Origin of the sequence: Streptomyces yerevanensis (genome assembly GCF_000716805.1) — a bacterium.
GTDB classification, from domain to species: Bacteria; Actinomycetota; Actinomycetes; order Streptomycetales; family Streptomycetaceae; genus Streptomyces; species Streptomyces flaveus.
Genome location: NZ_JNWJ01000016.1, coordinates 127,667 through 140,515 on the forward strand (window position 1 = coordinate 127,667; position 12,849 = coordinate 140,515).

A 12,849-nucleotide genomic window follows, 5' to 3' on the forward strand; every position below is an offset into this window, starting at 1 on the left:
TCCCATCATCACCCGGCAGACTCCGCCCCCGCTGGCGGAACTCTCCATGCTGGCCTCCCTCGGCACCATGCCCGAGCTGGCCAGCCAACTCTCCGGCCTGGGCGGCTGCACCCGCCCCGTACGCCTCGACGGCCACCGCACGGAGTACGAGGTCAACACGGCAACCGGCGAGATCGGCCGCGTCCTGCACCACCTGGACTCGGCCACCCTCCCGGCCGGTCACCTCCTCGTCCGCTGCAACAACCGCCGCGCCACCCGCTGTGCGGCCTGCGCCGAAACGTACCGCCGAGACACCTACCACCTGATCACCGCCGGACTGCGCGGCGGCAAAGGCACTCCCGAACAAGTCGGCACCCACCCGCGCGTGTTCGCCACCTTCACCGCCCCCGGCTTCGGCCCCGTCCACAACCGCCCCTCCGGCGGGCGCGGCTGCCGCTGCGGCGTCCACCACGACCAGGAGGATGCGGCTCTCGGCACACCCCTCGACCCCGACACGTACGACTACGAAGCCGCCGTGCTCTGGAACGCACACGCCGGGGCCCTGTGGCGCCGCTTCTCCATCTACCTCCGCCGTGAGGTTGCCAAGCGCGCAGGGCTCACCCAACGTGCCTTCCGCGAGCACTCGCGCATCTCCTTCGCCAAGGTGGCCGAGTACCAGAAACGCGGCGCCGTTCACTTCCACGCGGTCATCCGCATCGACGGCCCAGAAGGTGGCGACACCTCACCCCCGGCCTGGGCCACCGCCGAGCTGCTGACCGACGCCATCCGCGCCGCCGCCATCGCCGCGCGCGTGGACGGGCCAGTGATCGACAGCCGGGCGCACACCTTCGCCTTCGGCCGTCAACTCGACGTCCGCCCGATCCGCTCCGCCGACTTCGACGACGGCCAGGAGCTGACCGAACGGGCGGTGGCCGCGTACATCGCCAAGTACGCCACCAAGGGCGCCGAGACGGCGACCGGCACCCTGGACCGGCCGATCCGCTTCCTCGCCGAGCTGGCGCAAGCCCGGATCACCGACCATGCCCGTCGCATGATCCGCACTGCCTGGGACCTCGGCGCACGCCCCGAGCTGGCAGACCTCCGGCTCCGCGCCTGGGCCCACATGCTCGGATTCCGCGGCCACTTTTCCACCAAGTCCCGCCGCTACTCCACCACCCTCGGCGCCCTCCGCGACGCCCGCGCCGAATGGCGCCGCGCCCAGGTTGCCCCGGCTGCACCGCAGGACGGCGAAACCACGCTCGTCCTCGCCCACTGGGTCTTCGCCGGAACGGGCCTCAGCGCAGGCGAATCCTGGCTCGCCGCCTCCCTCGAATCCGCCCCCGGAACGGAAGGAGAACCGACCCATGGCTGAACCGCGAGCCGCCTCCCCTGTCGTGGAGACTGCCGACCCTTCCTCGGTGCTCCTGACCGTCGAAGAAGCTGCCCGACGGCTCCGCATCGGCCGTACGACGTGCTTCAAGCTCGTCCTCGCGGGCGAGATCGAGTCGGTGACAGTCGGTCGTCTTCGCCGCGTTCCTCTTGAGGCGCTGCGCTCGTACGTCACCAAGCTCCGCTCTCGTCCCACCGAAGCGGCCTGAGGGGGCGGCCATGACAGAGGAGAAACGCACTCGCCAACCCAACGGGGCCTCGTCCATCTACCTCGGCAAGGACGGGAAATGGCACGGTCGGGTGACGGTCGGCGTTCGTGATGACGGCAAGCCGGACCGCCGTCACATCGAGCGGAAGACCAAGGCCGAAGTGACCAAGGCCGTCCGTGAGATGGAACGGGCGCGGGATGCCAAGAAACTGCGGAAGCCGGGCAAGGGCTGGACGGTCCAGAGCTGGCTTGAGCACTGGGTGGAGAACATCGCCAAGCCGTACGTCTCCGAGAACACGTACGACGGATACGAGGTAGACGTACGGGTTCACATCGTGCCCGGCCTGGGCGCCCACCGGCTTGAGCGGCTGGAGCCCGAGCACCTGGAGCGCTTCTACCAGCGGATGCAGAAGGCGGGCAGTTCGGCCGGCACCGCTCACCATGTCCACCGCACTGTCCGGGTCGCCCTCGGTGAGGCGGTACGGCGCGGGCACGTCCCGACCAACGTCGCCGAGATCGCCAAGGCTCCGCGCCTCGAAGAGGAGGACATTGAGCCGTACACGATCGAGGAGGTTCAGAGCGTCCTCGTCGAGGCGGCCAAGCTCCGCAACAGCGCGCGCTGGGTCGTCGCCCTTGCCCTCGGTCTGCGGCAAGGGGAGGCGCTGGGGCTGCACTGGGAGGACACCGATCTGGATGCGGGGTACGTCCGCATCCGCAAGAACCGGCTCCGGCCAAAGTACGCGCACGGCTGTGGAGACGACCCCTGCGGGCGGAAGGCTGGCTACTGCCCCAAGCGTGAGCAGGTCCGCCGAGAGCACAAGTCGACCAAGTCCCGCGCCGGACGGCGGACGATTGGTCTGCCCGATCCGCTGATCAAGCTCCTCCGTCAGCACCAGGAGGAGCAGGAGAAGGAACGGATCGCGGCTGGTGCCGACTGGGAGGGCAAGGGATACGTCTTTGCCTCGCCGACGGGCGGGCCACTGAGCCCCAACACCGACTATCACGTCTGGAAGCAGCTGCTTCGGGACGCGGGCGTACGGGACGGCCGTCTCCATGACGCTCGCCACACCGCAGCGACCGTCCTTCTCCTCCTCGGCGTTCCGGACGTCGTGGTCGACTCGATCATGGGCTGGGAGCCTGGGGGAGCGGCAAGGATGCGCGCCCGGTACATGCACATCACCGGCCCGATGCTCCGGAAGGTCGCACAGCAAGTCGGAGACGCGCTCTGGGAGCCGCCGACGGCTGACTGAGTGCCTGGCACTCAGCATCTTTCCCACCTGCGCCGGCTGCTTGAGTTCGGCACCGACCTGCATACCGCTCTGATCTCCACGAGGTATGACGGTGAAAACCGACCCCCTGTGACGTGAGTCACTGGAACCGGCTTTCGTCGTACGGACAGATGGAAGGTGTGGATACGACTCTGCGGAAACGCATCAGCACGGGGGACCAAGGCGCTTTCGGCGAGCTCTTCGACGCGTACGCACGTTCCGTCTACAACCACGCGTTCCGGCTTACGGGGAACTGGGCGCAGGCTGAAGATGTCGTGTCGCTGACCTTCCTGGACGCCTGGCGCCTGCGCGAGAAGGTCAATGAGGAAGGTGGCTCGCTGCGGCCCTGGCTGCTCGGGATCGCCACCAACGTCACGCGCAACACGCGCCGGGCGGCGCGACGGCACGCGGCCGCCGTCGCACGACTGCCCCGGGGTGAGGTCGAGCGGGACTTCGCCGACGAGATCGCCGGGCGCCTCGACGACTCGGCTCAGCTGGCTCTCGTACGGACCGCGCTGTCCGAGCTACGCAGGGCCGATCGGGAAGTTCTGGCCATCTGCGTCTGGGCGGGGCTCGACTACGCGGCGGCGGCCGAGGCGCTCGGGGTGCCTGTCGGAACCGTACGGTCGCGGCTCTCCCGAGCAAGAACAAAACTCGCGAAATATATGGAACCGCCTGCCGGGCGCGGACAGATGAGAGATGACCGCACCACTGCGGTCAGGCCCATCAAGGAGGGGAACCGATGACTGAGCTTCCCGAGAAAAGCCTTCCGCCGGGCCGTCACGAACTCCTCAAGGAGCATCTGATGACCGAGATCCGGCAGAGCGAGACGCCCGAGCAGGCTTCTGTACGCAAGAAGTGGCTGCGGCCCGCGTTCGCAGCGGCGGCCGTCGCCACCGCGGCCGCTGTCACCTTCGCGTTCCTCCCGCCATCCGGCGGGGGCGCGAGCGCGCAATCGCCGACAAAGGAGGCCGTGGCGTTGCTGGAGGACATCGCATTGGCGGCCGAGGGTGAGAAGGTTCCCGGCAACATCCGTGACGATCAATTCGTGTACGTCGAGAGCAGGGTGGCCTACACCAGGCACGAGGACGGCAAGAAGGCGAAGCTGGCTCCCATTCACGACCGGGAGATCTGGCTTTCGGTGGATGGCTTGCACACGGGACTGCTCCGCGAGCTTGACCACGAGGAGACCCTGAAGCCCGAGCCACCGGACGAGGCCGCCACCAACTACCGGAACCTGCAAACCCTGCCGACCGACCCCGACAAGATGCTGAAGTGGCTCCACCGGGTCAGTGACGGGGGCGACAGCGGCGAGAGCGCGGACCAGAACGCCTTCATGCAGGTCGGTGATCTTTCGTTCGAGACCTTGATGCCGCCCGCTCAGAGCGCGGCTCTCTACCGGGCGGCAGCCAGGATTCCCGGGGTTGTCGTCATCCCGGACGCGGTCGACGCGGCGGGGCGCCACGGCGTGGCCGTCGCACGCGTCAACGACGGAGAGCGCCAAGAGCTGCTCTTCGACAAGAAGACGAAGCAATTCCTGGGAGAGCGCGTCGTCGCCGTTGAAGACCTCCCGGACGGGCAGAAGAAGGGCGAACTCACCGGGTCCAGCGCGATCACCGAGCGAGCTGTCGTCGACAAGCCGGGGCAGCGTCCCTAGGAAGGCACGAAACCCTCGACCGGGCAGGCTGGAGGTAACACCGAAGCCATCGCCACGTCAGGAACGTGAAGCCCGGTGACAGCGGCTTGACGAAAGACACCGTTGGGTCCTCGCCGGGCAGGAGGCGGCTGGGGCCCAACGCGTTCGGTGGCCGAACGCCTCACATGCCAACCCGACGGCCCCGGCCACAGACTGATCTACGAAGGGTTCAGAAACAGGTTCTGAGCTTGAGTTTTAACCTCGGCGACTACGGTTCGGCGCCGACCAGGCCCACTTGAGGTGAACTCTGCAGTTCGCATGGCATGCATTCCATCCGCGGCGGACTCGGGAAGCCCGCCTCGCCAGCGCGCGACCGTCTGGGCGGGCCCCGGACGGCGCTACCCAACGCTCGGCCCGTCGCTGTGCAAGGCGGGTAGGGTCGTGGACCAAGTCTTCACTAGGCCGGTTGACACTTTGGGGTACAAAGCATGCCTACGCCTGAGCAGATCTGGGCGGACGCCGATCTCCCCACCCGTCGGCTCGCCGGGCTGGCTCTCAACCCGTCCGTGCCGGAGAGCATCCTCCTGCGGCTGCTCTCTGACGCTCCGCTTGCCGTACGGATGGTGCTGTGCCGGGATCGGATCCTGCCCGACGCAGTCGTCGACGCGGTGATCGAGCACCCGGACACCTACACCCGCAGCTTCTTCGCCCGTAACCCCCATGTCGATCCGGCCCAGCGAGTTCGACTGCTGGACGATCCCGAGTGGTTCGTCCGCGCCCACCTCGCCGAGGGACCGCGGGTGGCGGCCCCCGCCCAGCCCAGGCCCCTGCCCGACGAGGCCGTCGTCCACATGATCAGCACGTATGACGACGAACTCCTGGGCGGTCTCTTTTACCAGCAGGTCTCCACCAGGCTGCGCCGATCCATGCCCACACATCCGATCGCGAAGGTCCGCCGTTGGGGAGTCGGCAGCTGGGCATCACTGTCCACAGACATGCGAGCCGCACTGCTCACAGACCCCGACGACGGGGTCCGGGAGACAGCGCAGCGGCATGCGCGCTATGAGGATCCGGCGTGGGTGGAGAGCGCGCTCCCTGACCGACCGTGCCACGCCCGTACCGACACGCTGCTCCACCACGCCCTCAGCAGAGCTGTAGTAGACGGCGTCCTTGCCAGGTCCGTCGGCAAGGAGGACAAGGCGATGATCGCCGTCAACCCCTCCCTCCCTCGCGACGTAGTGGGCCTCCTGGCCGCCGACCCGGTTCCGCAAATACGGGGCCTGATCGCGCACCGCGCAGACCTCGGATCCGCCGAGCGCCGCGCACTCGTCGCCGATCCGGACCCGGGTGTGCGCACGAAGGTTGCGTACCGCGCGGACCTGGGACCAGCCGAGCGCCGCGCGCTGGCGACGGACCCCCACCCCGGCGTCCGGCTGGCCGTGTCCGTCCACCCCGCGCTGAGCGAGGAGGAACGGGCCCAGATCGACTACCAGGTCCCCATGGACCAGCCCTTCGTCTTCCACCCTGCGCTCGAGGTGCTCCGGGATCCCAAGACCGTCCGCCGAAACGCACTCTCCAACCACCCACTGCTGCGTCGGCAGGCAGCCAGGGACCACCTGCTGCCACCGGACCTCGTCGCACGCCTGGCGGCCGACGACGACCTCGGCGTACGCGTCCTGCTGGCCCAAAACCATCCAGAGGCCCCCGCGCCACTTCTGCTGCGCAGCTTCCTCGAGTACACCGGCCCCGAGCGCAGCCACCTCACCACCCGGCCGAACTTCCCGACCAACGGACTGGCCGCCTTCGCCGACCACGAGGACTCTGAGGTCCGGGCCTTGGCCACACGCGACCCCGAAACTGAGCCGGAAGCCGTGGAGCGGCTCACCCAGGACCCGGAATATGACGTGAGGGCAGCAGCGACGCGCCACCCGAATCTTCCGCAACCCCGGCTGGCAGTACTCCTCGACGACGAGGAGCTGGCCCACGCTGCGGCTGCGAACCCGGCGCTGGACTTGGAAACGATCCGCCAACTATTGAAGACGGACGGCCGACGGGTAAGGCCGCCGGCGTAGAGGAAGCTCCTGGTTGACCCCTGCGCTCTGCGAAGAACGAGTTGTGAAACACCGACGCAACGAGGCTTCACACCGCCGGTGTTCCGAAACCGCATGCCGCTCATGGAGAGGGGCGAGCGCAGGCGCTGCCCACGTGGGAGTGTCGGTCGTTTCGTGGCAGGCAACGCCGCGAAGAAGGTTAAAACTCAAGCTGAGGACGACCGACTGAGACGGAAAGCCAACTGAGACGGAAAATGAGACGGAGACCGTCGAAGGGCCCCACCGCAAGCGGTGGGGCCCTTCGACATCGTGCCCGGTGAGGCACTGGCGGAGGATACGAGATTCGAACTCGTGAGGGGTTGCCCCCAACACGCTTTCCAAGCGTGCGCCCTAGGCCTCTAGGCGAATCCTCCGTCGGAAACATTACAGGACGCCGGGGAGTGGTCGCGAACTCGTTCGTGCCGGTCAGATCCTGTACCCTGTGCGGAGCCCCTCACGCGGCGCTATCTGACTGAACTCCCCCAGGGCCGGAAGGCAGCAAGGGTAGGTTGGCTCTGGCGGGTGCGTGGGGGGCGCTTGCGTTCCGGGGACACATACCGGGGTACGTACGGGCCTGGCGACGGGGTTGTCCCGCGGGCGGTCCGGGTTGTCAGTGGGCGCCTATAACCTCGTATGCGTGTCGTCTCTCGCGCTGTACCGCCGTTATCGCCCGGAGTCGTTCGCCGAGGTCATCGGGCAGGAGCATGTAACCGACCCGCTGCAGCAGGCGCTGCGGAACAACCGGGTCAATCACGCGTACCTGTTCAGCGGGCCGCGCGGGTGCGGAAAGACGACCAGCGCGCGCATCCTGGCCCGCTGTCTGAACTGCGAGCAGGGGCCGACGCCCACGCCCTGCGGGGAGTGCCAGTCCTGCCGGGACCTGGCCAGGAACGGGCCGGGGTCCATCGACGTCATCGAGATCGACGCCGCCTCGCACGGCGGTGTGGACGACGCCCGTGACCTGCGGGAGAAGGCCTTCTTCGGGCCGGCCAGCAGTCGGTACAAGATCTACATCATCGACGAGGCGCACATGGTCACCTCGGCGGGCTTCAACGCCCTGCTGAAGGTGGTCGAGGAGCCGCCGGAGCACCTCAAGTTCATCTTCGCCACGACCGAGCCCGAGAAGGTCATCGGGACCATCCGGTCGCGGACGCACCACTACCCGTTCCGGCTCGTGCCGCCGGGGACCCTGAGGGAGTATCTGGCCGAGGTCTGCGGGCGTGAGGAGGTTCCCGTCGAGGACGGGGTCCTTCCGCTTGTTGTGCGGGCCGGGGCCGGGTCCGTACGTGACTCCATGTCCGTCATGGATCAGCTGCTGGCCGCGGTCGGTGCGGACGGTGTGACGTATGCCATGGCGACCTCGCTGCTGGGCTATACGGACGGGTCGTTGCTCGACTCCGTCGTCGAGGCCTTCGCGGCGGGGGACGGAGCTGCTGCCTTCGAGGTCGTGGACCGGGTGATCGAGGGGGGTAACGATCCGCGGCGGTTCGTCGCCGATCTGCTGGAGCGGCTCAGGGACCTGGTGATTCTGGCGGCGGTGCCGGATGCCGCCGAGAAGGGGCTCATCGATGCGCCCGCCGATGTCGTGGAGCGGATGCAGGCCCAGGCCGGGGTCTTCGGCGCGGCCGAGCTGAGCCGGGCCGCCGACATCGTCAATGACGGGCTTACGGAGATGAGGGGGGCCACCGCGCCCCGGCTTCAGCTCGAGTTGATCTGCGCACGGGTGCTGCTGCCCGCGGCGTACGGCGATGAGCGGTCCGTCATGGCTCGGCTCGACCGGTTGGAGCGGGGAGTCAACTTCACGGGGGCGGGGGCCGGGCCTGCCATGGGGTACGTGCCCGGGCCCGAGGTGCATGGGGGCGCGGTTCACGGGGGTGCGCAGGGCGGCTCGGCGGCGGTGCCTTCTGCTCCGCAGGGGAGCGGGGCAGAGGCGGCTCGGGCGGCGGTGCGGGGGGCCGGGGCTTCAGGCTCCGGTGCTGGTGGGGCGGCTGGGGGAGCACAGCAGGCAGGCTCCGCCGGGCCGGCTCAGGCCGCCGCCGCCCGGCCTCCGGCTGCGCCCGTCGCGCCGTCCCCTGAGCAGCAGCCGCCCGCTCAGGCGCCGGCGGGAGCTCCCCCGGCCGCATCCCCGCCCGCTCCTGCCGCCGGGGAAGCGCCCGGTGCCTGGCCCACCGCGACGGCTGCGGGCAGCGGTCGCCGTCCCGGTGGGTGGCCCACGGCGGCGCCCGCGGGCGGAGGGCGGACTCCGGCCGCATCGCCATCTCCCACTGCTCCGGCTGCTGCGGGCCCTCCCGCTCCGCCCGCTCCTGCCGCCCCTTCCGCTCCCGCGAGCGGTGGGCCCGACCCCCGCATGCTGTGGCCGAACATCCTTGACGCGGTGAAGAACCGGCGCCGATTCACGTGGATCCTGCTCAGTCAGAACGCGCAGGTCACGGGTTTCGACGGTACGACGCTCCAGCTCGGCTTCGTCAACGCGGGGGCGCGCGACAACTTCCTGAGCAGCGGCAGTGAGGATGTGCTGCGCCAGGCGTTGGCCGAGCAGTTCAACGTGCACTGGAAGATCGAGGCGAGCCTCGATACGGCAGGGGGTCCGGCGGCGCCTCCACCATCGGCCGGGCCCGGCATCGGCGGTGGTGGCTACGGCTCCGGAAGCGCCGCCCCTCCGCCCGCGTCCAGGCCCTCCACTCCACAGCAACCCGCCGCCCCGGCGCCCGGGTCCAGCACCCACCGGGCTCCGGCCGGCCCTGCTCCGGCGCCCGCACCGACACCTCCGCAGACATCGCGCCCATCAGCTCCGGAGCCACCGCCCGTCTCCCCGGAGGACGACGTCCCGGAGGACGACGATCCCGACCTCGACGAGTCGGCGTTGTCGGGGTATGAGCTGATCGTGCGGGAGCTGGGGGCCACGGTGGTGGAGGAGATCTCGAACGAGTAATAGCGAGTAGTAGGCAGACGCAGGCTGTCGCCCGCTCAGGGCGAGATCTGCACCTTCTTCGACACCGTCACCTGGTCGATGTCCGAGGTGCGGACCGTGACGTTCATGGTCCAGGTGCCGGGGAGGGGGAGGTTGAGGGAGTTGGTGCCCCAGTAGCCGCCCTGGTCGGTGAGTTCGGCGTCGATGGGGCCGATCTTCTCGGCGGCCAGGGTGAAGGTGAGGCGGAGTTCGGGGACCGTGGCGACGCCGTCGGGGCCTATGACGATCGCCTGGACCGTGTTCTCGTTGACCCGACCCGGTTCCAGGACGATCTGGACCTTGCCCTTGCCGTTCGGGGTGCCGACGTCGAAGGGGATCAGGGTCATCGAGGTGGTGGGCTGACCGGTCGGAGCGGTCGGTGCGTTCTGGGTCTCGGTGGCTGCCCGCCCCGGCTGGGTGCCGGTGAGAACCGTCGTGAGCAGCAACACCGCTACGCCCACGACGACTTCGGCCAGCACGGAACGGCGCAGGGCCCGGTGACGGGGCGGGACCTCGTCGGGTCCGGCAGGCTCGTCGGTCCCGTCAGGCACACCGGAATCCCCTGACCCATTGCCCCTGGGGTCATCGGGGTCGGACGCCGCCCCTGTCGAGGCACCGGCACCCCCGCCCCCCGTACGCGCCCCCACAGCCTCCAACTCCCGCACCCGCACCGGCTCTTGTGCCGCGAGCAGCCCCGCCGTCCAGCGACGCGAATACGCCGCCGCCCCCAACAGCAGCACCACCGCGCACACCTTGGCGGCCAGGAGCCGCCCGTACGACGTACCGGTGAGCGCCTCCCAGGAGCCGAGCCCCCGCCAGGACTGGTAGACACCCGTGACCACCAGGACCATCACGGACGCGAACGCGAGCCCCGAGAAGCGCGCCACCGACGCCGCCGAGGGCGGTGTCTCGGCTCGGTACAGCGTGGTGAGCAGCGCCGCGAGGCCGCCCATCCAGACCGCCATCGCCAGCAGATGCAGTACGGAGGAGACGATCGCCACGGGAACCTGGATCCCCGCGGACGCGTGCTCGGCGGCGGCCCAGGTGACGGTCAGCGCCACGGCGAGCACCCCGCCCGAGGCGAGGACGGCAGGCTTCGGCCGCTCTTCCCCCTGTGACTCACGCCCCACCACTCGTACGAGGAAGACCCCCGCCACCCCCACCAGCACCAGCCTCGCCAGCAGCGCCCACCCCGGCCTGCCGCTCAGCGTGTCCTCAAGGAGGGAGAGGTCGAAGAGGGTCGCGGGGCCGGTGCCGCGGGCGTACGGGCCGCGCAGGAACAGCAGCGCGACCGTGGACAGAAGCAGGGTCCACCAGGCGACGCGGAAGAGTCTCCGGAGGGGGTCGACGGCGGGCGGGCGGCAGGCGAGGACGAAGGTGGCCGCGCCGATGAGCAGCGCCACGGCGGTGTACGCGGCGTACCGGGCCATGTCGTAGAGCAGACCCGAGGCGGGGTTCACGGCGGGCTCGGCGGAGGCGTTCGCGGTGGTCTCGGAGGGTGCGCCGACGGAGAACGTGAACGCGCCCGAGATGGGATGGCTGTCCGCCGAGACCACCCGCCAGGCCACGGTGAACGTACCGTCCGGCAGATCGTCCTGGAGCCGTACGCGCACGGTGTCGGAGCCCCCGGCGTGCTCGGCGGGACCCGCGTTCATGCGCCGGTTGTCGGGGCTGAGGACCCGGATCGAGTCGTCGGAGATACCGACCGACTCGGTGAAGGTCATGGTGACCTGCTTCGGGGCGGTCTTGAGGACGGTGCCCTCGCGGGGGTCGGTGTCGCGCACGGAGGAGTGCGCGGACGCGGTGGTGGCACCGCCCAGCAGGAGCAGGGTGCCCAGCATCAGGACGAGGGCCACCGCCCGGCGCGGCGCCGCCATCCGCGGTATTCGGCCCACGTTGCCTCTTCCTCTCCCTTGCCCCCTGCTGCGTATCAAGCCCTGATGGCCCCTGATGGGGGATACGAATGTACGCAGCACCGTGCTCAACACCGCGCCCGCGCGCCCCCGCCCGTCCTCACCACGTCGGTCGCGCCGACACCCCGCCGTCCACGACCAGGTCGTGTCCCGTGATCCACGAGGCCATCGGGGAGGCGAGGAACACGCAGGCGTCACCGACGTCCTCCGGGCGGCCCAACCGGCCGGTGGGGACGGCCTGTTGCCAGCGCCGTACGCCGTCCGGCCAGGCCTCCGCAAGGCCTTCGCGGTCGATCAAGCCTGGTGAGACGGTGTTGACGCGGATCCCGTACGGACCGTACTCCAGGGCCGCCGACCGTGCGTGCATGACGACGGCCGCCTTGGACGCGGAGTAGTGGGCGTGCAGCGGGGCGGGGTGCGTGGCCTCGATGGAGGCGATGTGGGTGATGCTCCCGCCGCTCCCGTCCCTGCCGTTGCCCTCCCGCATCACTTCCACCGCGGCCTGTGTGCACGCGAACACGCTCGACAGGTTCGCGTCGACCACCGCCCGCCAGTCGGTCACGGTCATGCCGGGCAGTTCCTGGACCGGCTGTACGCCCGCGTTGTCGACCAGTGCCGTCAGGGTGCCGCCGCCCCAGTTCGCGGCCTCGCGCACCAGACGGTGGCACCCGGCCTCGACGGTCAGCTCGGCGTGCAGGGCGATCGCGCTGCCGCCCGAGTCCTTGATGAGCCCGACGACCTCGCGGGCCCCCTTCGCGTCCGTACGGTAGTGAACGGCCACCGCCGCCCCCGCCTCGGCGAACCGCAACGCGATCCCCCGCCCGATGCCGCCCGAGGCCCCGGTCACCAACGCCACCTGCCCGTCGAGCAGCCCGCTCACGGCCGGCTCAGCGCGGAGATCCGCACCGCCTCCGCCGGGTACCGCGCGGTCAGCTCGGCCGCGTCCCCGTGCTCGTACCCGCCGTAGGTGAACCCGGGCGCCATCGTGCACCCGAAGAACGACCAGGCGCCGCCCGCCACCACCCGCGCGCCCATCCAGGTCCCCGCGGGCACGGTGAACTGGACGTACTGCCCGCCGAGCACATCGGGACCGAGCACGACCGTGCGAGACGTACCGTCCGGGTCGAGCAGCAGCATCTCCAGCGGATCACCGAGATAGAAGTGCCACACCTCGTCGGTGGGAAGCCGGTGCAGCGCCGAGAAATCCCCCGGCTCCGAGGTCAACAGCACAACGATCGCGGTCCCCTCGGGCCGCCCGTCCCCCCGATCGGGCCCGGCCCAGGTCTCCCGGAACCGCCCGCCCTCCTTGGGGATCGGCTCCAACTGATAGTGAGCGACAAGGTCTTCAGGAGTGATGTCATGAGCCACCCACCGACCATGCCCCACAGGCCCTACCGACGCATCCCCAACCCGCCA

The 12,849-nt window shown here is 69.8% G+C and carries 10 protein-coding genes, 1 tRNA gene and 1 other RNA gene; 8 read left to right on the plus strand and 4 right to left on the minus strand.

Features of this window, described 5'->3' with window-relative positions; all coding sequences use genetic code 11:
• Positions 1-46 precede the first annotated feature (46 nt).
• The 6 genes from OP79_RS19140 (at position 47) to OP79_RS19165 (ending at position 6,552) form a co-directional block, all read left to right on the plus strand.
• Complete coding sequence (locus tag OP79_RS19140) at positions 47-1,351, plus strand: replication initiator (protein WP_033321458.1); 1,305 nt, start codon at positions 47-49, stop codon at positions 1,349-1,351.
• Positions 1,344-1,577 carry an excisionase family DNA-binding protein gene (locus tag OP79_RS19145; protein ID WP_033321459.1) on the plus strand — a complete coding sequence of 78 codons (234 nt, stop codon included), beginning with the start codon at positions 1,344-1,346 and terminating at the stop codon, positions 1,575-1,577. Before OP79_RS19140 ends, OP79_RS19145 begins: the two co-directional genes overlap by 8 nt.
• Positions 1,578-1,587: 10 nt before the next feature.
• Positions 1,588-2,826: a tyrosine-type recombinase/integrase gene (locus tag OP79_RS19150; RefSeq protein WP_033321460.1), complete on the plus strand. Its 1,239-nt coding sequence runs from the start codon at positions 1,588-1,590 to the stop codon at positions 2,824-2,826.
• 149 nt (positions 2,827-2,975) lie between these two features.
• Positions 2,976-3,590, plus strand: a complete 615-nt coding sequence (locus OP79_RS19155; protein ID WP_051744738.1) for an RNA polymerase sigma factor — start codon at positions 2,976-2,978, stop codon at positions 3,588-3,590.
• Entirely contained in the window at positions 3,587-4,501 is a 915-nt protein-coding gene (locus tag OP79_RS19160; protein WP_033321461.1) for a CU044_5270 family protein, read from the plus strand. The genes OP79_RS19155 and OP79_RS19160 overlap by 4 nt, the downstream gene beginning before the upstream one ends.
• A gap of 467 nt (positions 4,502-4,968) precedes the next feature.
• Positions 4,969-6,552, plus strand: a complete 1,584-nt coding sequence (locus tag OP79_RS19165) for a hypothetical protein (RefSeq protein WP_033321462.1) — start codon at positions 4,969-4,971, stop codon at positions 6,550-6,552.
• A 304-nt stretch (positions 6,553-6,856) separates the two neighbouring features.
• Here the strand turns inward: OP79_RS19165 and OP79_RS19170 are convergent.
• Positions 6,857-6,944: transfer RNA gene (locus tag OP79_RS19170), tRNA-Ser, on the minus strand.
• Positions 6,945-7,015: 71 nt separating this feature from the next.
• On the opposite strand from OP79_RS19170, the gene ffs reads away from it, so the two are divergent.
• Both ffs and OP79_RS19175 read left to right on the plus strand, forming a co-directional pair.
• Positions 7,016-7,114, plus strand: an RNA gene (ffs, locus tag OP79_RS51035) — signal recognition particle sRNA small type.
• Positions 7,115-7,207: 93 nt separating this feature from the next.
• Positions 7,208-9,502, plus strand: coding sequence for a DNA polymerase III subunit gamma and tau (locus tag OP79_RS19175; protein WP_033321506.1), 2,295 nt, complete (start codon positions 7,208-7,210; stop codon positions 9,500-9,502).
• Between the two features lie 35 nt (positions 9,503-9,537).
• On the opposite strand, the gene OP79_RS19180 is transcribed toward OP79_RS19175, so the two are convergent.
• From OP79_RS19180 to OP79_RS19190, 3 genes are all read right to left on the minus strand, one after another.
• Positions 9,538-11,397 carry a copper resistance CopC/CopD family protein gene (locus OP79_RS19180; protein WP_245685376.1) on the minus strand — a complete coding sequence of 620 codons (1,860 nt, stop codon included), beginning with the start codon at positions 11,395-11,397 and terminating at the stop codon, positions 9,538-9,540.
• Between the two features lie 136 nt (positions 11,398-11,533).
• A complete protein-coding gene (locus OP79_RS19185) occupies positions 11,534-12,313 on the minus strand; it encodes an SDR family NAD(P)-dependent oxidoreductase (protein WP_033321463.1) in 780 nt (259 codons plus the stop codon).
• Positions 12,310-12,789 (minus strand): cupin domain-containing protein, encoded by a 480-nt coding sequence (locus OP79_RS19190; protein WP_033321508.1) that lies wholly within the window; start codon positions 12,787-12,789, stop codon positions 12,310-12,312. Before OP79_RS19190 ends, OP79_RS19185 begins: the two co-directional genes overlap by 4 nt.
• Positions 12,790-12,849: the final 60 nt, after the last annotated feature.

Coding starts and splice junctions, on each gene's coding strand:
- OP79_RS19145 (WP_033321459.1), top strand. CDS start 1,344: ATGGCTGAACCGCGAGCCGCCTCCCCTGTCGTGGAGACTGCCGACCCT.
- OP79_RS19155 (WP_051744738.1), top strand. CDS start 2,976: ATGGAAGGTGTGGATACGACTCTGCGGAAACGCATCAGCACGGGGGAC.
- OP79_RS19140 (WP_033321458.1), top strand. CDS start 47: ATGCTGGCCTCCCTCGGCACCATGCCCGAGCTGGCCAGCCAACTCTCC.
- OP79_RS19160 (WP_033321461.1), top strand. CDS start 3,587: ATGACTGAGCTTCCCGAGAAAAGCCTTCCGCCGGGCCGTCACGAACTC.
- OP79_RS19165 (WP_033321462.1), top strand. CDS start 4,969: ATGCCTACGCCTGAGCAGATCTGGGCGGACGCCGATCTCCCCACCCGT.
- OP79_RS19180 (WP_245685376.1), bottom strand. CDS start 11,397: ATGGCGGCGCCGCGCCGGGCGGTGGCCCTCGTCCTGATGCTGGGCACC.
- OP79_RS19150 (WP_033321460.1), top strand. CDS start 1,588: ATGACAGAGGAGAAACGCACTCGCCAACCCAACGGGGCCTCGTCCATC.